This is a genomic window from Hymenobacter tibetensis (genome assembly GCF_022827545.1).
GTDB lineage: Bacteria > Bacteroidota > Bacteroidia > Cytophagales > Hymenobacteraceae > Hymenobacter > Hymenobacter tibetensis.
Map to the genome: position 1 here is coordinate 4,387,379 of NZ_CP094669.1, position 20,684 is coordinate 4,408,062.

17 protein-coding genes are annotated in these 20,684 nt (G+C 54.4%); 7 read left to right on the forward strand and 10 right to left on the reverse strand.

Features of this window, described 5'->3' with window-relative positions; genetic code table 11:
• The first annotated feature begins 95 nt into the window (after positions 1-95).
• Positions 96-2,390 (forward strand): PAS domain-containing hybrid sensor histidine kinase/response regulator, encoded by a 2,295-nt coding sequence (locus MTX78_RS17545; protein WP_243796991.1) that lies wholly within the window; start codon positions 96-98, stop codon positions 2,388-2,390.
• Here the strand turns inward: MTX78_RS17545 and MTX78_RS17550 are convergent.
• The 3 genes from MTX78_RS17550 to MTX78_RS17560 all read right to left on the reverse strand — a co-directional run bounded on the left by MTX78_RS17550 (position 2,358) and on the right by MTX78_RS17560 (position 5,134).
• Positions 2,358-2,771 carry a LytR/AlgR family response regulator transcription factor gene (locus MTX78_RS17550; RefSeq protein WP_243796992.1) on the reverse strand — a complete coding sequence of 138 codons (414 nt, stop codon included), beginning with the start codon at positions 2,769-2,771 and terminating at the stop codon, positions 2,358-2,360. The two genes, MTX78_RS17545 and MTX78_RS17550, sit on opposite strands and share 33 nt — an antisense overlap.
• Positions 2,772-3,041: 270 nt before the next feature.
• On the reverse strand, positions 3,042-3,506 hold the full coding sequence (locus MTX78_RS17555) for a hypothetical protein (RefSeq protein WP_243796994.1): 465 nt from the start codon (positions 3,504-3,506) through the stop codon (positions 3,042-3,044).
• A 125-nt stretch (positions 3,507-3,631) separates the two neighbouring features.
• Entirely contained in the window at positions 3,632-5,134 is a 1,503-nt protein-coding gene (locus MTX78_RS17560) for a GH3 family domain-containing protein (RefSeq protein WP_243796995.1), read from the reverse strand.
• A gap of 177 nt (positions 5,135-5,311) precedes the next feature.
• Between MTX78_RS17560 and MTX78_RS17565 the strand changes: the two genes are divergently transcribed.
• Positions 5,312-5,740 (forward strand): OsmC family peroxiredoxin, encoded by a 429-nt coding sequence (locus MTX78_RS17565; protein ID WP_243796997.1) that lies wholly within the window; start codon positions 5,312-5,314, stop codon positions 5,738-5,740.
• 145 nt (positions 5,741-5,885) lie between these two features.
• On the forward strand, positions 5,886-6,374 hold the full coding sequence (locus MTX78_RS17570) for a hypothetical protein (RefSeq protein WP_243796999.1): 489 nt from the start codon (positions 5,886-5,888) through the stop codon (positions 6,372-6,374).
• Positions 6,375-6,511: 137 nt separating this feature from the next.
• On the opposite strand, the gene dnaA is transcribed toward MTX78_RS17570, so the two are convergent.
• The 4 genes from dnaA to MTX78_RS17590 all read right to left on the reverse strand — a co-directional run bounded on the left by dnaA (position 6,512) and on the right by MTX78_RS17590 (position 11,237).
• Positions 6,512-8,005 (reverse strand): chromosomal replication initiator protein DnaA, encoded by a 1,494-nt coding sequence (gene dnaA, locus MTX78_RS17575; RefSeq protein ID WP_243797001.1) that lies wholly within the window; start codon positions 8,003-8,005, stop codon positions 6,512-6,514.
• A 153-nt stretch (positions 8,006-8,158) separates the two neighbouring features.
• A complete protein-coding gene (locus tag MTX78_RS17580; protein WP_243797003.1) occupies positions 8,159-9,082 on the reverse strand; it encodes a bifunctional metallophosphatase/5'-nucleotidase in 924 nt (307 codons plus the stop codon).
• 88 nt (positions 9,083-9,170) lie between these two features.
• Positions 9,171-9,944: a 5'-nucleotidase C-terminal domain-containing protein gene (locus tag MTX78_RS17585; protein WP_243797004.1), complete on the reverse strand. Its 774-nt coding sequence runs from the start codon at positions 9,942-9,944 to the stop codon at positions 9,171-9,173.
• 93 nt (positions 9,945-10,037) lie between these two features.
• Entirely contained in the window at positions 10,038-11,237 is a 1,200-nt protein-coding gene (locus tag MTX78_RS17590; protein WP_243797006.1) for a hypothetical protein, read from the reverse strand.
• Between the two features lie 185 nt (positions 11,238-11,422).
• Here MTX78_RS17590 and MTX78_RS17595 point away from each other — a divergent pair, with 185 nt between their 5' ends.
• Complete coding sequence (locus tag MTX78_RS17595; RefSeq protein ID WP_243797008.1) at positions 11,423-13,204, forward strand: methylmalonyl-CoA mutase family protein; 1,782 nt, start codon at positions 11,423-11,425, stop codon at positions 13,202-13,204.
• A 207-nt stretch (positions 13,205-13,411) separates the two neighbouring features.
• Complete coding sequence (gene scpA, locus MTX78_RS17600) at positions 13,412-15,550, forward strand: methylmalonyl-CoA mutase (protein ID WP_243797009.1); 2,139 nt, start codon at positions 13,412-13,414, stop codon at positions 15,548-15,550.
• A gap of 1,266 nt (positions 15,551-16,816) precedes the next feature.
• Here the strand turns inward: scpA and MTX78_RS17605 are convergent.
• The gene (locus MTX78_RS17605) at positions 16,817-17,581 is read right to left on the reverse strand and encodes an MBL fold metallo-hydrolase (RefSeq protein WP_243797011.1); all 765 of its coding nucleotides are present in this window, start codon (positions 17,579-17,581) and stop codon (positions 16,817-16,819) included.
• A gap of 146 nt (positions 17,582-17,727) precedes the next feature.
• Between MTX78_RS17605 and MTX78_RS17610 the strand changes: the two genes are divergently transcribed.
• The gene (locus tag MTX78_RS17610) at positions 17,728-18,066 is read left to right on the forward strand and encodes a winged helix-turn-helix transcriptional regulator (RefSeq protein ID WP_243797013.1); all 339 of its coding nucleotides are present in this window, start codon (positions 17,728-17,730) and stop codon (positions 18,064-18,066) included.
• 104 nt (positions 18,067-18,170) lie between these two features.
• Positions 18,171-18,605, forward strand: coding sequence for a hypothetical protein (locus tag MTX78_RS17615; RefSeq protein WP_243797014.1), 435 nt, complete (start codon positions 18,171-18,173; stop codon positions 18,603-18,605).
• A gap of 73 nt (positions 18,606-18,678) precedes the next feature.
• Here MTX78_RS17615 and MTX78_RS17620 read toward each other — a convergent pair whose 3' ends face one another.
• On the reverse strand, positions 18,679-19,806 hold the full coding sequence (locus MTX78_RS17620; protein ID WP_243797016.1) for an adenylate/guanylate cyclase domain-containing protein: 1,128 nt from the start codon (positions 19,804-19,806) through the stop codon (positions 18,679-18,681).
• A 375-nt stretch (positions 19,807-20,181) separates the two neighbouring features.
• Positions 20,182-20,676: a hypothetical protein gene (locus tag MTX78_RS17625; RefSeq protein WP_243797018.1), complete on the reverse strand. Its 495-nt coding sequence runs from the start codon at positions 20,674-20,676 to the stop codon at positions 20,182-20,184.
• Positions 20,677-20,684 lie beyond the last annotated feature (8 nt).

Genomic DNA, 20,684 nt, shown 5'->3' on the forward strand with positions numbered 1-20,684 from the left:
CACTTACGTTTAAGTAAGCAACAAATAAATACTCAATCTGCTTGCGATAAAGACCTCAACATGATTGTATATTTAGTACTTTATTGAACTATACAATGCTCACCGTTGCTCCTATTGTTGCTTCTGACGAAGCAATAGCCTTGCGCATACTCGGCCAAAATCCAAATCCGGTACTACAGCTTTCTTTGTCAGCTGAAGTTGTATACGCCAACCCAGCAGCCGAGAATCTGCTCCACGTTCTGACCATTGTCGAAGGGCAATGCTCGAGATGCTACTTGCTTGACCTGGTAAGGCAAGTACCTTCAGCCACAACACAGGAAGTGGCGTTGGCTGGGCGCTATTTTCTGCTGACAATAGTGTCAGGCCCTTCGGGCTACACACTATACCTTACTGATGTAACCGAGCGGCACAAAGCTGAAAAACGACAAGCGGCAGAGCGTGATTTTTTTGAAACGGTACTGTATCACTTGCCAACCGGAGTTGCCATCTTCGACGTGAAACACCGGTTTCAATACTTGAACCCCTGTGCTATCCGCAACGATGAAATTCGGGAGTGGATAATCGGGAAAGACAACTTCGAGTACTGCACCCATTTCAATCATCCCAAGTCGTTGGCAACACGGCGGCAGGAGATGTTTGAGTACGCAGTAGAGCACGGAACAGAAGTAAGCTGGGAGGAAACCTTCCATAAGCCAACCGGCCCCCGGCACTGGCTACGCCTGTACACTCCCGTATTCGGCTCCGAAGGAAAGCTGCGCTTGGTGGTGGGTTCCAGCGTTGATATTACCGAACGATACCTGGCCGAGCAAACCATTCAGCGCGCCCGCCAGGAGGCAGAAGCAGCCGTACAAGTCCGAGAAACTTTCTTGGCGAATATGAGCCACGAAATCCGGACGCCCATGAACGGGGTGCTCGGTATGGCCAGTCTGTTGTCGCGCACTACCCTTGATCTGCAGCAACAGGAGTATGTCAGCATCATTCGTAACTCTGGCAGCCATCTGCTGAGCATACTGAACGATATATTAGATATGGCCAAGATTTCAGCAGGCAAGCTGGAACTCGAACATACTGTCTTCAACCTACCCGATACTGTTCGTGCAGTTACGCAACTCCTTGCATTTCGGGCAGCCGAGAAGAATATAGAGTTCGAGTTGCTCTTGCCCGAGCAGCCGCTCCCGCTCGTACTCGGTGACCCGCATCGGTTGAGCCAAGTACTTCTCAACCTGCTCAGCAACGCTATTAAGTTCACAACGCAAGGCTATGCCAAGCTATACTGCCGGCTAAAAGCGGGAACGCCGGAAACACTTACCGTCAACTTCCAGGTAACGGATACGGGTATAGGAGTGGCCTTAGACAAGCAGGAAGCAATTTTCGAGAGCTTCAATCAAGCCTACGCCGACACCACCCGGCACTTCGGCGGCACCGGGCTAGGCTTAGCCATTAGTAGCAGTTTGGTGGAGCAGCTTGGCGGCCACCTCCTGCTCTGTAGCAGACCAGGAGAGGGCAGCACGTTTGGCTTTACGCTCCCATTTGCCCTAGCTGGCACTGAAAACTACCCTGCCGAAACCCCGGTAACAACTTTAGCCATGGCCGAGCAAGTGAAGGGCTGGCGGGTACTGCTAGTGGAAGACCACGATGTAAACCGCCAGTTGGCGCAATTGGTGCTCGAGCAGTATGACATAATAGTTGATGCCGCAGCCAGTGGAGTAGAGGCACTCAACTTATTTGAAAGCACGTACTACAACGTAGTACTGATGGATATTCAGATGCCCGATATGAGTGGCCTGGATGTCACGACTGCCATGCGCCGCCACCATGACCTTGTCCGGGCTCATACGCCAATAATTGCGCTAACCGCCAACATCCTGCGGTCCGACAACGAGAAATACTTGGCCGCTGGTATGAATGACTGCTTGGCCAAGCCTTTCGAAGAAGAAGAGTTGCTTGGTAAAATGCTGGCCGTGCATGAGGCCCGTACCATCCCAGCAGCGCCGCTTTTCAACTTAACGGGCCTCTACCAGATTGCCCATGGCAAGCCAGCTTTTGTGCGGCGTATTCTGGAATCATTTGCAAGCTCTACTCCCAACTTGGTAGCGCGGCTACAACACAGCCTTAGCAGTACCAACTGGATGGAAATTGCTGCGTGCGCCCATCAATTAAAGCCCGTCTTGAAACTACTGCAGGTAGACAAATTGGTGCAGGCCATATGCACTCTTGAAGATAACAGTACTGCTAACACGGAGCGGCGTGCTTCGGCTCAGCTTCTACTCGAGTCCCTCCCAGTGCTTGTTGATACACTTCGCCAACAAATTAACAACCTACCTCCTCTGGTAGCCAACGGTACTACTCCACAAAGTTTAGCCCCGGGACGAATGAGGGCTAGTGCGTAGTCGCTCAGCTACCCGCTGCACTGCCTGCATAAAACGGTTGTAGTCGAAAGGCTTCACTAGGTAGTCGGTCACGCGCAGTTCGAAGGCTTCCCAAGCGCAGTCTTCGTAGGCCGTTGTGAGCACTACTTGAGGAGGCTCAGGCAACAGACGCAGCATGTCTAGTCCGTTTAGGTCGGGCATTTCCACATCCAAGAACAGCACATCTACACGGCGTTCCGTACTGAAAAAATCCAGTCCTTGCATACTCCCCGAAAGCGAAGCCACAAGCTGTAAAGACCCGCTCAACTCAATGTAATGCTCTAGCGTGAAACGATTGATTTCGTCGTCATCTAGTACGGCACAAGTTAGAAGTGGAAGTGAAGCAGAGTATTCGTTGACCATCCCGAAATGTAATATTCTTTTGTAAAACAGCACCCTATCAGCAAGAAACTCATCGGTATCCAGGATTTACCCTTTTTCTCAGCAAGTCACTTACAAACCTAGGATAATAAAGAGAATAATTGCTTTTCTAAATATCATGCCAACTTCAAGGATAAGCTTTATCAGCTTACACAGCAACTACGCGAAGCGTATCGTTGAGCTTATTGAGGAGAATGATCAAACGCCTACTGATTGCTATAGTGCTATTTCATATCTTGTATTCAGGCAGCTTTAAGTTGCTACTTGCGCTTTATTTTCTACCGCAAGTTGGTTGAGCACTTTAGTTGCCCACTGTGTGTCTTGGGGCTGCACAAGTATTACTCTGAAAGTATGGTGTTCGCCTTCCAACCGCACACCCTCTGCATCATCCAGCAAATAGTCGATGTTGAAACTTGGTGGGTGCTTACTGCACCAAGCAGTTACCTCCCGGCTATGGCGCTGCTGGTTTACCACGCCCGCCAGCGAAATACCATAAAGCCAAAACAGCTTGCGAACATACCAACTGCTTCGGTGCGAGGTGGTATACACCCACATTTCCCAGTTATGCTGACGACAGTAGCAGGCCACTTCCGTTATGCCTAACCGAAGTCTCTCTCCTCCTAGCAACTTCGCCCATGTCCGCCGCAGGGGTTGCTCAAGCGGAAAATCGTAGCCACAGCGGATAAGCGTGTTGTCGAGGTCGAAGGCGATACGCATGCTTCACGAAAGCTTGGTAACGTGAATACTACGTGAGTTGGTCTGGGCAACTTCTACCGATCACCTTCACTGTGCCGCTTCAGCGAGGGGCCTATCAGGTTGTGCTAGGCTATTTAAGAGTTGCTTTATACCGACGCGGCGCTGGTTAGCCCGTCGGCCACATTCCGGTCGTTGCTGAGGCGTGGCACTTTGTTTTGGCCACCGAGTTTGCCCAGGCTTTTCATGTAGCGCTGAAACGCACCAGCTGGCAGTGCTGTGAGTTGCAGCGGAGCTAGGATGTTACCGGTCAGCAAGTCGTCGTAGTAAACGTTGCGGTGGCGTAGGCCGGCTTCCAGGGCCGCGGCAAAAGCAGCTACGTCGTGGGGTGGGCGCGCAAACTCGATAAGCCACTCGTGGCGAGACGGCACCGCGGGGTCGTTGCTTACCTGAGGTGCCACAGTGAACTCCACCACTTCCGCTTCCGGGTGTTGCTGCATGGCTTCGCGTAGGGTTTGCTCTACCTCCTCCCCAATGACGTGCTCACCGAACGCTGACAGGAAATGTTTGATACGGCCGCTCACCACCACCCTAAACGGATATTTTTCAGTGAACCGCACCGTATCACCGAGGCTGTAGCCCCACAGGCCCGCGTTGGAGTTTAACACTAATGCATACTGCTGATCTAGCTCCACTTCGGCCAAGGAGAGACGGGGCGGATTAGGCTCGAAAAACCGTTCGGCCGGAATGAATTCGTAGTAGATGCCTGCGTCAAGCAGAAGCAGCAACCCAGGGTTGCCAGGCTCATCTTGAAAAGCCAGAAAGCCCTCGGAAGCCGGAAAAAGCTCGATACTGTCAACGGGCCTTCCGATGGTGTCGAACAGTTTCTTGCGGTAGGGCTCAAAATTAACGCCCCCATAAACGAACAGGTTGAAAGCAGGAAACACCTCTCCTACCGGCCGACCCGTACGCGCCACCACGTGGTCGAAGTACATCTGCACCCAGGGCGGAATTCCTGAAATCAAGGTCATGGGAGCCGTCAGGGTTTCGTCGACGATGCGCGCGAGCTTGGTTTCCCAATCATCAATAATGTTGGTGGTGTAGCTCGGCAGCTGATTACGGCGCAAATAGGCTGGCACGTGGTGATTGACAATGCCTGAGAGCCGGCCCGTTGGAATGCCGCTTACTTCTTCCAGCTCTGGACTTCCCGACAGGAAAATCAGCTTCCCATCCAAGAAAGCGCTTTTGCCAGTCCGGCGCACGTAATGCAAGAGGGCGTCGCGGGCACCGTTGATGTGGTTGGGGATGCTGTCTTCAGTCAGCGGAATGTATTTAGCGCCCGACGTGGTACCACTGGTTTTGGCCAAATACAGCGGCTTACCAGGCCACAGCACATCGGCTTCCCCGTGTTTCACCCGCTCGAAATACGAAGCCAGCCCTTCGTAATCGCGCACGGGAACCTGCCGGGCTAGGTCCTGCCCCGATTGGATAGCGTTGAAGTCATGGTCTTGGCCGAAAGCGGTACCACTGGCCTTTGCCACAATAGTGCGCAGTACGCGTTGCTGCGTACCAATGGGGTCCTGCTGCCATTTTTGGTACCGGCTGGTTACGAAAGCAGCCAACGGGCGGCTCAAGGCGGATTTCAGACCCATAGGATAAGGTAGTGAGTTCACTGAGCGGTAGGCTACTGCTGCAGTTTGCTACCGTTGTGCCAAAGATAGAGGCCAATTAAACACGTATGCCTTCCGCCAAATCTTATCCATATTTACGGGCATCCGTAAGTAGGAGCACAAGCTCATCACTAACTCACCTTTTCTAATTCAACCCCCATGGTCAACCAACGAGGCAATGCTGTTTGGAACGGCGACATCAAAGGCAGTGGCAACATCACCACCCAAAGCGGCACAGTTTCGGCTCCCTACTCGGTAGGAGCGCGCTTTGAAGGCCAAAAAGGCACCAATCCGGAAGAACTGATTGGGGCTGCTCATGCCGGCTGCTACACTATGTTCCTCACAGGTCAGCTCACCAAAGCCGGCGCCCAGGTAAAGCAGATTCGTACCGAATCGAAGGTAACGCTGGATACTTCAGGCGACGTACCGAAAGTGGTAAAAATCGTCCTCACAACGGAAGGAGAAGTGGAGGGCATCTCGCAGGAAGAATTTCAGAAGCAAGCTGAAAATGCCAAGGAGCACTGCCCTATTTCGCAGTTGCTGAGTGCCGTTCCCGAAATGGAGTTGGCCTCGGCTACGCTGAAGTAGCGCACGGTTAGTTGGTAGCTGGCTGTTATGAATTAGTAGCACGGCAACCACTAGCTCCTCACTCCGTTACTGAAAAACCGGCTGCGTCCTGTGCGTTGCCGGTTTTTCGCTTTCTTTGCCTTTTGTTGCGACCACCAAAGCCGCTATGCCCACAGCTTCTACCCGTATCCGTCTTCAACCAGCCAATACCTCGCGCATCCCTTTCTGGGGGCAATTATCCTTTGGGGTACTCTGGGTGGCGTACACGCTGGCACTCATTATCACTGATAGTGGCCTCAACGACATGCACTTTCTGCATTACGTCTTCCTGGTATTTAGTCTGGTATACATTGGGTATGTGCTGGTTCACAATGCCCCGGTTTTCGGTACCCAAAGTTACCTAGAATTCACTCCTGGCTACATCGTCCATAAAAACGGACTGTTTCGGCCCAAGCAAGTATTTGCAGCCGAGTCTATCAATCGGTTGGAAATGGTGCCGCAGCAGGTGCGCGTGCATACCAAAGAAGAAGGCACGTATGCACTCAGCCTGCGTGAAGTGCGCGGGCGCAAGCGCAAGCGCCAACTTCGAGAGCAAGTGCGCAACTTTGCTGCCCAATACCAGATTCCCCTGCAAGACTCGCAGCCGAACTTATAAGAAGTACGTTTATCTGAACTAGAAAGGGCCTCCAATTGGAGGCCCTTTCTAGTTCAGATAAACGTACTTCTTACCCTACACTCTACGTCCTTCAGGAAAAACGAACATGCCAGGTGTTGTCACGCAGAAGCACGCTGCTATTTGCCCGCGAATTTCTTGCGTAGTTCTACAATCTGCCCACGAAAGCCTTTGTCGGAGTCAATTAGGTCTGAAACGGTTTGTACGGAGTGTATCACGGTGCTGTGGTCACGCCCGCCAAAGTGGTGGCCGATGCTCTTAAGCGAGTGACTGGTGTGCTCTTTGGCGAAGTACATGGCCACTTGCCGCGCCGTTACCACTTCCTTCTTACGTGTTTTGGCCTTCAGCAAATCCAGTGGCACGCTGAAGTATTCAGCGCAAGTTTTCTGAATGAAATCAATATTGACTTCCGCTTCCACCTCCTCGATGATGTGCCGGAGGGCCTGCTTGGCCATTTCCAGGTCGATTTCGCGCCGGTTGAGGCTACTTTGTGCCACCAGTGAAATCAGCACCCCTTCTAGCTCACGCACGTTGGTATTAACGGAGTGCGCCAAGTATTCCACCACCTGCGGCGGGATGTCGATGCCATCCTGCTGCATTTTATTTTGAATGATGGCCATGCGCGTTTCGAAGTCGGGGCTTTGCAGATCGGCGGTGAGGCCCCACTTGAAACGGGAAAGAAGCCGGTCTTCCAAGCCCACCAAATCACGCGGAGGCCGGTCGGAAGTCATAACAATCTGCTTGCCGGCTTGGTGCAGGTGGTTGAAGATGTGGAAGAACATCTCCTGCGTTTTGTCTTTGCCCGACAGAAACTGCACATCATCGAGAATCAGAATATCCACCAACAGGTAAAAGTTGGCGAAATCCTGCACCGCATTGGCTCGCAGGCTCTCGATGAACTGATTGGTAAATTTCTCGGCCGACACATACAGCACAAACTTGTCGGAGTTGCTGGCCTTGATGTGGTTGCCGATGGCTTGCACGAGGTGCGTTTTGCCTAAACCTACGCCCCCATAAATCATGAGCGGGTTGAAGCTGGTAGTGCCCGGCTTGTTGGCCACAGCCAACCCTGCCGAGCGCGACAACCGGTTACAATCACCCTCGATGTAGTTCTCGAAGGTGTAACTGCCGTTGAGCTGGGAATGCAGGTAATGGCGGTCAACAGCTTTGCTGGCTTCAAAGGGATTACGCAGCATAGTTTGCGCAACCGGAGCCGCCGCCGCCGCCGCTACATTGCGTGCCGACGACGACATGGGGCCAGCAGCCAGAGCAGCGGCTGGCGTAGCTACTGGCGCGGGCCCCGCCACCTTGCGAGTGGTTGGGAGATTGAGGGTGCGGGGCTGGTTTTGGCTGTTACCCTGGTCCACCACAATGCTGTACTCCAAGCGGCCATCAGGCCCTAATTCCTGATGAATGGCGCGCTTCAGTTCCTCAACGTAATGCTCCTCCAGAAACTCATAAAAGTAGGTGCTCGGCACCTGAATGATGAGTACGTTCCCCTGCAGCGCCACCGGAGCGATGGGTAGAAACCACGTTCGGAAGCTCTGCTCACCAATGGTAGCTTGGATGACGCGAAGGCAGTTGGCCCAGACTGTATGGCAATCCTTCAGCATCAATTAGTTACGACAAAAGCAGCAGGTGCGTGAGTAAATTAGGAGAGGCGCGAACGGGCCTCAGAAAGGCCCGTTTTTTTTAGAGGGAGACAAAAATGTGGAAAAGTCAGGAGAGAAAAAACCGTTTTTTCGCTTGCATTTGTCGAGCTTTTATCAGGCTACCCGCACGGGTACCACAGCAGCAGCAGCTACTGTTGGGCGGCGCGAGCCCCGTTCAAACGTATAGTCGAGCCGGCCCAAATTGATACCAGACCAGCCTACTTGGTTGATGAGGGTTTGGTGGTTGTTGGGTCCCGTTACAACGTCGGGTTTGTCGAGGAAAGTATGGGTGTGGCCGCCCAAAATTAAGTCGATGCCAGGAGCACCAGCAGCTAGCTTGAAGTCGTCGACCTTTGGGCCTTGGTATTTGTAGCCCAAGTGTGAAAGGCAAATAACTAGGTCGCACTTCTCAGGACCGCGCAGTTTGGCTACCATCTCCTTGGCCGTAGCAATAGGGTCGAGGTACTTGGTAGCGCCGAAGTTCTTGTCGGCTACCAAGCCGGCCATTTCGATACCAAGCCCAAACACGCCAATCCGGTGTCCGGCCTTCTCGAATACCTTGTAGGGTTGGAAGCGGCCAGCTAGAATGGTGCCGGTGAAGTCGTAGTTGGCGACCAAGAAGGGAAAAGTAGCGTTGGGCAGTTGCTTTTGCAGGCCCTCCAAGCCGTTGTCGAAATCATGATTGCCAAGGGTACTGGCATCATACTTCATCTGGCTCATGAGCTTGTACTCTAACTCCCCCATAAAAAAGTTGAAGTACGGCGTTCCTTGCCAGATGTCGCCGGAGTCCAGCAGGAGTACATGGGGCTCTTGCTCCCGAATCTGCTTGATAAGCGTGGCCCGGTGTGCCATACCCCCCATGCCAGCGTACTGCGTGGCACTGTCTGGAAATGGCTCGATGCGAGAGTGCATGTCGTTGGTGTGTAGAATCACCAATCGTTCCGGCTTGGCGTCGGCAACAGCCGGCAAACTCAAGCCGAGCAGTCCTACGCCTGCGGCACCTACTCCCGTATGTTTGAGAAATTCGCGACGATTCATCTTTTCATGTAACAGTTACCAACGTTCATTTAGCAACCTTGGCGAGCACTTAACTGCGGTAAGCACTCCGGCCATGATTGGTTGACAACTAATTGTTGCTTGACTTCACTCGGTTTTCCACTTTGGCTTCCACCAGCTTGCCCTGCTTGGTTAGTTCTCGAATTTGGTCGGCAATGGCATTGCGCAGCAGCACGCCCGTACCGCGGGGCTTGATGGCTTTCAGGAACACCATGTTGTCGCCTCCGCCCGCGAGGTAGTCGCTGATGGCAATGGTGTAGAGGCGGGATTGGGCGGGATTGAACGGCTGACTGTTGATGCGAATGTTGGTGGCTTTACCACTGGGATTGACAGCGTAGGTGGCACCCGAGAAAGCCATTTTCACGCGGGCCCCATAGTCGAAGAGTTGCTGAACCACCTCGGCGGGAGCATCCAACACGACTAGCTCGTTCTCAAACGGCATCAACTCGAACACCGCCCCCAGGGTAACTTGCCCGGCCGGTAAGGGTGCACGCAAACCGCCGTTGGTCATTACTCCCAAGTCGATAGTCTGGCCAAGCTCCCGGCTCGCCCGACTACGTTGCAAATCAGCCACAAAGTTGGCCAGTGGCGATTCGCCGGAATTTTTGAGCAGTGCTACGGGAGCAGTGCCAATTACGGCTGTCATCTGCTCGGTTACGCGCTGCCGGTACGGGACAATAGTGGCCAGAGCGGTTGGGTCGTCGGGAAGCGTATTGCCTACGGGTTGGGCCGTAACGGGCGGCAGAACTGGCTTGGCTACGTAGCTAGCACGCTGGCAGCTACTTGAGAAAGTCAGCGCAGCTAGTAAGCTTAGCGTGGCGAGACGCGAATGAAACAGGTGCATTGCAGAAAACTGGAAGAACGGACTACAAAGGTAAGCCGCCTCTCCGACTATTCCTGTTGTGAGGAAAGCAACTGAACGCCAAAGCAACCTACTTTAGTTGCCACCGAACGTGTAACCCGCTACCAGCGCTACACTGCTGGCCCCAGACAACACTTGGGATGCTTGTGACGAACTGTCGAGCCATTCCGCACGAATTTCCACTTGTACGCTGCCTACTTTTCCAGTTGGGAACGATAACCCAGCCCCGACTGACGGGCCTATGCCGTATTTACGGAGCTCGATGTCTCGGACGGTAGTCGTGTTGAAACGCGGAAGCATCGTCTCGATACGGGCATGGGATTCCGAATGCAGAACCCCTATAGCGCCAGCCTGCAAGTACGGCCGAACCGCTCCTTGCAGAATAGTGTAGCGCAGCAGCAGTGGCACCCGGATTGACGTGAAGTTCACGTAGGCATCTTTTTGAACTCTATCAGCAGAGAATATTCCTTCTCCGTTGCTCTCATAGTGCTTGTAGTAAGGCTGCTTCACATAGAGAGCCTGAAATACAGCCGAGAGCTTGTAATGAAGAAAGCCGGACTTCAATTCCAGCCCGGCCCCAAACACTGCCTGCCGACCAGCTTCTAAGGCGATGCTCTGGCCGTTGTCTAGTAGTGTCAAGTTTGACTGCAAGCCACCAGCAAGCACCGAAAAAGCGACGGTAGAGCTGCGCGTCGGCTTTGCTACTTGTGCGCTGCCCGTTGCACATACGTTGTAATCAGCTACCACTTGCAGTAGCTTTTGTTCACGCAATTCCATAGTGGCAATACTGGGTTGTACCCGTGGGCAATCGGCCATAAGGAGCGCCAGCTGGCTGCGGAACGGGTAGGAACGCACCATCGTTTTGACTTCCCCCCCGGCAGATGCGCTGTATTTCATCATCACGGAGTCACTCTGGATCAGGGGCCGCAGAGATGGGTCGGATTCTTTGCTTGCGTAGTATGCTTCTCGGTCATCGGAGAGCACCGTCCGGTAAAGCGAGACGTTGCCGGGCACTAGGAGCTGCAAAAACACTTTGCTTGTCGATGCACCGGGTATAGAGCGGCTCTGGTAGTTCTTGTCGCCAACCCCATAGCCACGCACCTGCTCTGGCTGATACTCGGAAACCACCCCATTTTTTTCTGAACGAAAGCGGCATAATTGCCGATTCCGCTGCTCATTCCGCGCATCAACTTCTCCACGAAGCGTATCACCGGAAAGCTGTAGCACGTAACCAGGTCGAAAGTTGGTTTGGGCAACAGCTGCTGTGCTGCCCATAAGTAGAGGAAGTAGTACAAGTAATTTTTTCACTGTCACGGTGTGGTTAACTATAAAATTCAAACAGATTAGAATAAGCGCATTCTAAAATCAGGCGAAGATAGAAGAGAGGCCATTGCCTTCCTACAGGCAGATCTTTCCTGAACTGGTATCTTTAGCCGCCTCCGCATCTGTTTACATCCGTCATGCCTGATACGCCCCGCCCCGCGTCTGTTTCCTTTTCCGAGTTCGAACCTATTAGCACTGCCGCGTGGCAGGCACGCATCGCGCGCGACCTAAAGGGTGCTGACCCAGCCACGCTGCGCTGGCAAACACCGGATGGTTTCACAGTAGAGCCGTTCTACCACCGTGAGGCGCTGGCGGCGCTGCCAGAAGTACCGGCTCCGCTGCTCCGCCCCGACACGAACGGCAACACCTGGCGCAACGTGCCCACGTACTCGGTGCCGGCCGGCGAACGAGGCCACGCCACCATCCAAAAAGCGGCCGAGGCCCTTGCCCGCGGCGCTGATGGTGCCCACTTCGTACTGGCGGATGCTACCACGTTCGACGTGGAATTTCTGCACGCGCATCTGCCCCTGGACACCACCTATATTGGCTATTCTCTTACGGGCGCACCCACCGCGTTTGTGCAGCGGCTGTTAGACACTGGCACAATCACGTTGCGCGGGTTTCTGGAATTCGACCCCATTACCAACCATTTGCCTAACCTGAAAAGCCAGCTGCACGAGCTACGCGAAACTCTGACGCTCACGCAAGGCATGCCCGAATTCCGGGCCCTGACGCTGCAAGCGGCTTTCTATGGAAACCGGGGCGCAACCGTAACGCAGCAAGTGGCTTTCGCGCTGGCTACTGCGGCTGCGTACTTGAGCGAGCTACCCACCGAAACGCTTACCACCGCTCAAGTGGCAGCGGCGATGTGGGTGCACGTGGCTATCAACCCCAACTATTTCTTCGAGATTGCCAAGCTACGGGCCCTGCGCCGGCTGTGGGCAACGCTGCTGCACGCGTATGGTTTGCCGTCCGAGGTGGCACTGCCGTTGTTTGCCGAAACATCGTCGTGGAGCCAGACTACGCTGGATGCGCACACCAACCTACTGCGCGTAACCACCGAGGCGATGAGTGCGGTGCTGGGGGGGGTTGATGCGCTGAGCATACGGCCCTTCGACTGCCTGTTTCACGACCCCAACGAATTTTCAAACCGCTTGGCCCGCAACCTCTCGGTGCTGCTGCGCGAAGAGGTAGGGCTAGGCCAGGTGCAAGATGTGGCGGCTGGCTCCTACTATCTGGAAACCCTCACCGACACCTTGGCGCAAGAAGCCTGGACCTTGTTTCAGAGGATTGAGGCCGAAGGGGGGCTGCCCACGGCTATTGGCACGGTGATGCAGGAGTTGCACACGACGGCCCAAGCGCAGTTCCGGCGTATTGCCACCGGCGAGCAGGTGGTAGTAGGCACCAACAAGTTTCAGAACACGCGCGAGCATTTCGACTTCAACCCGAAAAAACTGCTACGTAGCCGCGAGTTCGATTCAACACGGGCCACGTACCCATCGGAAGTGCTTCGGCTGGCAACCAGCCTGCACTTCGAGCGGCGGGAGAAGAAAAAGAAGCGGGCTGCTGTCGTGCTATTAGGGTCTCATACCAACCAGCTTATTCAGGAGTCGTTTTTGCGGTTGATGCCCAAGCAGGAACAATCGGCCTTGCACGATTCGCATCCCGTCGGGACACTGTCAGTGTTGTTTTCTTCTACTGAGGAAGCCATTCTGATGTATGCTACTCCCGAGCAGTTTGGCCGCTTTGCGCGCTATATCTACCGGATTGCGGAAGATGATTCAACCTTTGTGCCTCCGGTGCTGATTACCGCCGACTTAGCCACCATGCAGGAAGCCGTACGCGTGTTTGGCTTTCAAGAATTCACAGTACAAGGCTACACCACCGAAGAAGTATTAGCCCGGTTGCAGGGAAAATAAAGAAGAGCAGGTGCCACAATCTAGTGTTAAAAACTAGCTCTCCTTCCCAGACGAAAAGGTGCTGGGGGTGGTTGATAATCATTGAACGTCATTTAACACTAGCTCTTAGCTCTACTTCTCCAACCACTCCCAACCCCTCCTCGTCTCAGGGGAGCTAGGCCTCTAGCTTCAATTCCTACTTTGCCTCATCATCTGTCACCCACTAAGATGAAACCCGACTTCTCCCGCATTGCTTATAACGCCGCCCCGCTACCTGAAACACCTGTGGCAGAGGCTGCCGTCACGACCCCGGAAGGTATCCAACTCAAGAGCCACTACACGGCCGAGGACGTAGCGAGCTTCGAGCACCTCGGGTTTGGTGCGGGGCAGGCGCCCTACCTACGGGGCCCCTACCCGACTATGTATGTGCAGAACCCCTGGACCGTGCGGCAGTATGCGGGCTTCAGCACGGCCGAGGAAAGCAACGCCTTCTACCGCCGCAACCTCGCGGGTGGGCAGAAAGGCCTGTCGGTGGCGTTTGACTTAGCCACGCACCGCGGCTACGATTCCGACCATCCGCGGGTGGTAGGCGACGTAGGCAAGGCCGGCGTGGCTATTGATTCGGTGGAGGACATGAAGATTCTCTTCGACCAGATTCCGCTGGACCAGATGTCGGTGAGCATGACCATGAACGGAGCGGTGCTGCCCATTATGGCCTTTTATATAGTGGCGGCCGAGGAGCAGGGCGTGACGCCGGACAAGCTGGCGGGTACCATTCAGAACGATATTCTGAAGGAGTTCATGGTGCGCAACACCTACATCTACCCGCCGCAGCCCAGCATGCGCATCATTGCCGACATCTTCGCCTACACGGCGCAGAACATGCCCAAGTTCAACTCCATCAGCATCAGCGGCTACCACATGCAGGAAGCCGGCGCCACCGCCGACCTGGAGCTGGCCTACACCCTGGCCGATGGCCTGGAGTACGTGCGTGCGGGCTTGGCGGCAGGCATGACCATCGACCAGTTTGCGCCGCGGCTGTCGTTTTTCTGGGCCATTGGCATGAACCACTTCATGGAAATTGCCAAGCTCCGGGCCGGTCGGTTGCTGTGGGCCAAGCTGCTGAAGCAGTTCGAGCCGCAGAACCCCAAGAGCTTGGCGCTGCGCACCCACTGCCAGACCTCGGGCTACTCGCTCACCGAGCAGGACCCGTTCAACAACGTGGCTCGCACCGCCATTGAGGCACTGGCCGCCGCGCTGGGTGGCACCCAAAGCCTGCACACCAACGCCCTCGACGAGGCCATTGCCCTGCCCACCGACTTCTCGGCCCGCATAGCCCGCAACACCCAGCTTTACCTTCAGCACGAAACCGACATCACCCGCGTAGTGGACCCCTGGGGCGGCTCCTACTACGTGGAAACCCTCACCCACGAGCTGGCTAACAAAGCCTGGGCGCTGATTCAGGAAGTGGAAGAACTGGGCGGCATGGCCAAGGCTATTGAAACCGGCCTGCCTAAGCTGCGCATCGAGGAAGCCTCGGCTCGCAAGCAGGCCCGCATCGACTCGGGCAAGGAGGTGATTGTAGGCGTGAACCGCTACCGCCTCACTCCGGAGCAGCAGGCCCAGGAAACGCAAATCGAAATCCTCGACATCGACAACGCCGCCGTGCGGGAGTCGCAGATTGCGCGCCTCAACACCATGAAAGCGGAGCGCGACAACGCCGCCGTGCAGCAGGCCCTAACCGCCCTGACGGAAGCCGCCCGCTCCGGCAACGACAACCTCCTGGCCCTAGCCGTGCAAGCCGCCCGCTTGCGCGCGACCCTCGGCGAAATTTCGGATGCGCTGGAAGCGGTGTACGGCCGCCACCAAGCCACTATCCGCACGGTATCGGGCGTTTACTCGCAGGAAATGGACTACGACGCTGAATTTGCTAAAGCCCGCCAAGCGGCCGACGACTTTGCCGCCAAAGAAGGCCGCCGCCCCCGCATGATGGTGGCCAAGATGGGCCAGGACGGCCACGACCGGGGCTCGAAAATCATTGCCACTTCCTTCGCCGACGTGGGCTTCGACGTAGACATTGCTCCCCTCTTCCAAACCCCCGACGAGGTAGCCCGCCAAGCCGCCGAAAACGACGTGCACGTAGTGGGCGTGAGCAGCCTCGCTGCCGGCCACAAAACCCTGATTCCGCAGCTCATCCAGGAGCTACAGCAGCTCGGCCGCGAAGACATCCTCGTCATTGCCGGCGGCGTCATCCCTGCTCAGGATTACGACTTTCTGTACAACGCTGGTGTAGCCGGGGTGTATGGCCCGGGAACTGTCATTGCCGTAGCGGCGCAGGAGATATTGGAGAAGCTCGAAAATAATTGAACACTATTAAATGGCAAATAATGCAGATGTGCCTATCGGTGTACATCAATCCTCTGTTATGAAGTGGGCTACGTTATTCCTGACGACCACAATGACCCTTCTAGCACTCCGCGCCTTTTATCTCTCAAATAAAGGAGGATTTTGGCTTGGATTTAGCATGGCATTATTTTTTTATGCAATAACTTTATTCAACACTGTATTAGTGTCGAACATTTCATTAACATCAAAAGGGATCTTAATTGAAAATTTATTTACACACAAGGTGTATGGCTATGATAGATACATAAAAACAATTTCATTTATCCCTGGATATTCTAAAGTTTATCTAAAAGATACCAGTTACGTATTTCGAAATCAAAGTAATAATTTTAACACCACTTCGCCCTCAGAATCATTTAAGAATCATGAGCGTATAATGGACCATATCAGAAAATCTAATACAAGTATACCCAATAGCACAGTATGAGATCATTGCTATTAACTTTCCTCATATTTATATCATTTTCTTGCAAAAGAAAGAGCAATATCCCAGTGTACAGTAATTACAAGGCTGTTGGCAAAACTTATTTATCTGTGCTAATTGATTCTACTGTAGTTCACAGTAATATAGTTGACAATTCCTTATATTTAGAATTTTCAACTAATGAGTCCACATTTATTTCCAAGCCTTACAACTACAATTTAAGTTTCCCTTTACTCCAAGATTCTCTTACAGAAATATTATTTTATTACAATGATTTTAAGTTTATAGCGACTGGAAACAAAATGAGCCGACTGAAAAAATTCTTTTATTTTCCTAACCGTGATAGTGTAATATTACACATAAGTAAGGCACCTTTTAAAGAAGGAAAATCAGAAAAAGGGGGTTATTATACTAACAAACAGATATTTGCAAAAATCCAGCTCGATAGCTCCAATATATTACTTGCTACTCTTAGTAAGGATACTGTAACGTATAGGCGTTAATGAGTACTCAGATATGCTCATTTCCACAGGTGTGGTTAACGCCTATGCAAATCACCCTCGACCAAGAAGACGCTACATTGACTGGTTTGTTAAGGACAGCTACGGCCATATCCTGCACCTAGCGTCCGGTTCGATACTGCCCGAACCAATGGTGGCTTCACAGGAGGTGTTGTAGTAAAGTGACTTACTTGTGCGCTTCCACTATAAAAGCAAGCCGGCCCGTTAGTAACGAACCGGCTTGCTTTTATAGTGGAAGAACTGTTCAGCTGCCTACAGAATAGATAGATGTTACCTGCCCTTCTAAATCGTTATCCATTCGCCATCAGCTGGCACGTGTACTCGGTTCGTTAGGTCGTTTTGCTCTAGTAGTTTTTGGATGGCGGCCCGGTCTTCAGTACAGTGGTTGACGGTTTCGGTATGGATGGCGTACACCGTGGCTTGCGGCGCATACTGGGCCACTTTCACTACTTCTGCGGCTGTCATCGTAATGGGGTCGCCTACTAGGAACTGGGCCGCACCGGCATTCAGCACGATGGCATTGGGCTGGTACTGATCGAGGGCTGCGCTTACCTCTTCGCACCAGATGGTGTCGCCGGCAATATAGAGGCGCGCTTGCTCGGCCTCTACCACAAAGCCTGAAACGGTACCCATCTGCTGCCCGATTTCGCCGGTGCCGTGCTGGCCACTGGTGCGGTATAGTCGGATGCCCTTCCAATCAAGTTGGTTTTCAATTGGCTGCACGTTCGTAAAACCTTGGGCTCGGAGCATTTCCGTATCAGCGGGCTGCGCCAGGATGGGCAGGTGTTTGGCGAGAAGTTCTAGCGTGGTGGCGTCCCAGTGGTCGGGGTGCGTGTGGGTAAGCAACACGGCATCGAGTGAGGCCAGCAGCTGGGGTAGCTCTTCGGAGCCGAAAGGCAGGTCTACCAGCGGGATGCGCTGGTCGTTGCCGGCGGACATGAGCACTGGGTCGTACTGGAAGCGGGGCGCCAGCATAGGATCTACCAGGATGGTTTTGCCGGCCACCTTCAGCAGCAGCGTGGCATGACGAATTAATTGAACTTGCATCGAAAAAGCGGGTTAAGCACTACCTTGACTGGACGCCGCCTTCGTTCATTCCAGCCAGCGTCCTCCGGGCCAAAAGTACCCCTACCCTACTGCGGGCTCAAGAAGGTTACCAATTGGTTACCTGTTCACCTTTTCGTTTCCCACCCATGCGCCATACTTACCACGACATCGAATGCTGCGCCGCCAAAGTAGCGCTCGACCAGATTTCCGGCAAATGGAAGCCGATTATCCTCTTTCACTTGTCGTCGGGCCCGCTACGGTTCACCGAGTTGTGGCGCGAGATTCCGCGCGTGTCGAAGAAGGTACTGCTAGAACACTTGCGCCAGTTGGAGGCGGCCACCTTGGTGGAGCGTACCGTACACAATAGCTTTCCGCCCGAAGTCACCTACCACCTTTCCAGCAAAGGCCAAGAGCTAGCCCCCATTCTACAGCAACTAGAGCAATGGGCGCTAACCCACATAGAAGGCGTAGTACAGATTTCCTGAGGATGCTCCTAGCAGCGGATGAAGTGCTACCCAGCAAGAACAGCCCGGAGACAATACCCGTACTTGGCTAGCCCTGCCAAGGGTATCAAGCAACTTATATTTTCATGCGCATCGACGAAATAGACCAAGAAGACGCCGATATTGACTGGTTTGCCACGGACAGCAACGGGCATATCCTGCACGTAGCGTCCGGCGGCGGGATACTGCCCGAATCGGTGGCGGCTTCGCAGGAGGTGCTACTGGAGCTGCACCAGTATTTCCTGACGTTGCCGGAGCTTGAGGTGGCGGAGGTAGTGAATGGCGCGGAAGAAGCCAGCAGCTACCAGAGCTTTGCCCGCTACGCCCGGCGCGGGTTGTTCTCGTTCGAGAAAACACGTCTGCACGAGCGGGCCGATACGCGCTACCACTTGATGGCCCGGCCGCTTCGGCCGCTGTTGTTGCACGAATTACCTACGCCGCTAGCCGAGTTGCTGGGCCGAACGCGGCTGCCGGGTTCCGTGGCGGAGCAGGCGGCGCTAGATAGCGCCACTATTTTTTAAACTTTTAGCCGGCCTGCCCACAACGGGCCGATTTCGTTTCTGTTTGTTGCGGCATTGAGGCCACCTTGCGGCCCTAATTACCCGCCGGCCAGCTACTCTCCTGAATTTCCGCATGAATAGGCTGGAAACGGGCCTGCTCCTGCACATCAACCAGTTCGGTGGCGCCGGCTTTGCCCCGCAGCTCGTGGCTGCCAAGCACCGTGAAACGGTATTCTGGGTGCGGCCCAATCTGCTGGTACAGGCTGGCCGAAACCAGGAACTTGCTACCCAGCGCGTTGCACTGCGCCTGAATACGGGCTGTGGTATTGAGCACATCGCCGTGGTGCACTAGCTCGCGGTGCACCGTACCAACCAGCACCGTTGTGACGCGCCCGCCGTGGGCCCCGGCCTTGAACTCGGGCACTACGCCGTACTTGCGCAAGTAGTGGCGCCGACGCTCTTCAATGCGGTGCTGCATCTCGAAAAAGCAGTGCAGGCAGTTGGCGTGCGCCAAACCCAGCTTGGAAGGCCAAGTCACCACTACTTCGTCGCCGACGTATTGGTACACTTCACCCCGAGTAGCCTCAATAGCCACACTCACATCGGAAAAGAAGTCGCGCACCAGGCGGCTGTATTGGTCATTGCCGAGGGTTTCCGCCAGGCGGGTCGAGCCCTTCAAGTCCACAAACAGGAAGATCCGGTCTTCGGTAACGGGCTGCTGATAGTGGCCTGCCAGCAGCTGCATCAGGCGCCGCCGGTCCATACGCAGCAGCAACTGGCGCACCAGCGTCGTCACGAAACCCGCAAACAGGTATATCATGAACACTCGCAGCATGTTCTGCACTGGGCCGGGGGTCTTGCCCGTGGGCGGTATCCAGAGCTGCGGCAAATCGAGCAGGTGGGCTACCCACACAAAAGCGCAGTACAGGACGCTCAGCAACAACAAGTGCCCAACACCTTGGAGCAGCGTGGCAGTCCGCAGCTTGAAGCGCTGCACCAAGGCCGGGAACACCACCGCCTCCAACACCCCCAGAATCAGCCCGATTGGAAAACCTACCAGCGCTAGAAGCAGCAAGGCATGCCGGGGCACCCACAGTAGCAGCGCCATGGCTTCAAGCACCCCCACGAACACCACCCCAATACTGCCAACTATTTGGAAGACGTGGCGTTGCGCGGCCCAAACCCGGGCCCGCTGGGCGGCAGTAACACTAGCAGTAGACATAAACAAACAAAATCGGCGGGCAATGGCGCCTGTCGCCATTACCCACTAATAACGCAATGATACCACAGATACCTTATATACTAAACTAGATATTACAGCTCTTAAAGAAACAGCACTAGAAAGCCGGGAGCTATAAACGACTAAGTCTAGTTGCCCTCAGCTGAGGGGCTAGGGGTGGGTGACCTGTCGTTGTACGGTAACTAGCTCTAGTTTCTAGCACTAGTCTTCCACCCCCCCCTGGCCCCTCCTCATCTGAGCAGGGGAATTAGTTCTTTAAACTCTAGGCTTGATTCCCATTCACCTTGCTACTACACGCAACAACCCGCCTCATCCAAATTCGGACGAGGCGGGTTGTTTACTTACAGGTTGGGCAGGTTAGCTGCGGCGGCTGGAGTCGCGGCGGAAGTTGTTGCGCTGGTCGTTGCCGCGACGGTCGTTCTGGCGGTCGGCCATTTGGCGCTGGCGTTCTTGGCGCTTGGCCTCATACTGGGCGTACTGCTTTTTTGACAGCACATCTTTCAGCTTTTTGTTGGTGCTTTCCTGGATGCGCTTCCGCTCGGCCATTGCCTGGCTGCGGTCGGCGCCGGAGCGGCTGCGTAGCGCCTGCATCTGCTGCTGTTGCTCCTGGAATATCTTCTCGACCTTGCCTTTGTCTTTGCTGCTGAGGTCGAGGTCTTTGGCTAGCTGGTCGAGGTGGCGCTGTTTGTTCTGGGCTCCCCGCTGGCCTCTCTTGTGGTCTTTGTCTTTGTCATGCTCACGGTCTTGGCGTTGCTCCTGGCCGACAACGGCAGTGCTAGCAGCGAAAGAAGAGCCGGCAAAAGAAGTACCGAGGCTGAGGAGAAGGGCGAGGCTAAAGAGTTGCTTTTTCATGGTAGAGG

What these genes read in the sequence shown, in the direction of transcription:
- scpA (WP_243797009.1), top strand. Translation starts at nt 13,412, where the DNA reads ATGAAACCCGACTTCTCCCGCATTGCTTATAACGCCGCCCCGCTACCT.
- MTX78_RS17595 (WP_243797008.1), top strand. Translation starts at nt 11,423, where the DNA reads ATGCCTGATACGCCCCGCCCCGCGTCTGTTTCCTTTTCCGAGTTCGAA.
- MTX78_RS17585 (WP_243797004.1), bottom strand. Translation starts at nt 9,944, where the DNA reads ATGCACCTGTTTCATTCGCGTCTCGCCACGCTAAGCTTACTAGCTGCG.
- MTX78_RS17555 (WP_243796994.1), bottom strand. Translation starts at nt 3,506, where the DNA reads ATGCGTATCGCCTTCGACCTCGACAACACGCTTATCCGCTGTGGCTAC.
- MTX78_RS17550 (WP_243796992.1), bottom strand. Translation starts at nt 2,771, where the DNA reads ATGGTCAACGAATACTCTGCTTCACTTCCACTTCTAACTTGTGCCGTA.
- MTX78_RS17620 (WP_243797016.1), bottom strand. Translation starts at nt 19,806, where the DNA reads ATGTCTACTGCTAGTGTTACTGCCGCCCAGCGGGCCCGGGTTTGGGCC.
- MTX78_RS17615 (WP_243797014.1), top strand. Translation starts at nt 18,171, where the DNA reads ATGCGCATCGACGAAATAGACCAAGAAGACGCCGATATTGACTGGTTT.
- MTX78_RS17565 (WP_243796997.1), top strand. Translation starts at nt 5,312, where the DNA reads ATGGTCAACCAACGAGGCAATGCTGTTTGGAACGGCGACATCAAAGGC.
- dnaA (WP_243797001.1), bottom strand. Translation starts at nt 8,005, where the DNA reads ATGCTGAAGGATTGCCATACAGTCTGGGCCAACTGCCTTCGCGTCATC.
- MTX78_RS17605 (WP_243797011.1), bottom strand. Translation starts at nt 17,581, where the DNA reads ATGCAAGTTCAATTAATTCGTCATGCCACGCTGCTGCTGAAGGTGGCC.
- MTX78_RS17580 (WP_243797003.1), bottom strand. Translation starts at nt 9,082, where the DNA reads ATGAATCGTCGCGAATTTCTCAAACATACGGGAGTAGGTGCCGCAGGC.
- MTX78_RS17625 (WP_243797018.1), bottom strand. Translation starts at nt 20,676, where the DNA reads ATGAAAAAGCAACTCTTTAGCCTCGCCCTTCTCCTCAGCCTCGGTACT.
- MTX78_RS17560 (WP_243796995.1), bottom strand. Translation starts at nt 5,134, where the DNA reads ATGGGTCTGAAATCCGCCTTGAGCCGCCCGTTGGCTGCTTTCGTAACC.
- MTX78_RS17590 (WP_243797006.1), bottom strand. Translation starts at nt 11,237, where the DNA reads ATGGGCAGCACAGCAGCTGTTGCCCAAACCAACTTTCGACCTGGTTAC.
- MTX78_RS17545 (WP_243796991.1), top strand. Translation starts at nt 96, where the DNA reads ATGCTCACCGTTGCTCCTATTGTTGCTTCTGACGAAGCAATAGCCTTG.
- MTX78_RS17570 (WP_243796999.1), top strand. Translation starts at nt 5,886, where the DNA reads ATGCCCACAGCTTCTACCCGTATCCGTCTTCAACCAGCCAATACCTCG.
- MTX78_RS17610 (WP_243797013.1), top strand. Translation starts at nt 17,728, where the DNA reads ATGCGCCATACTTACCACGACATCGAATGCTGCGCCGCCAAAGTAGCG.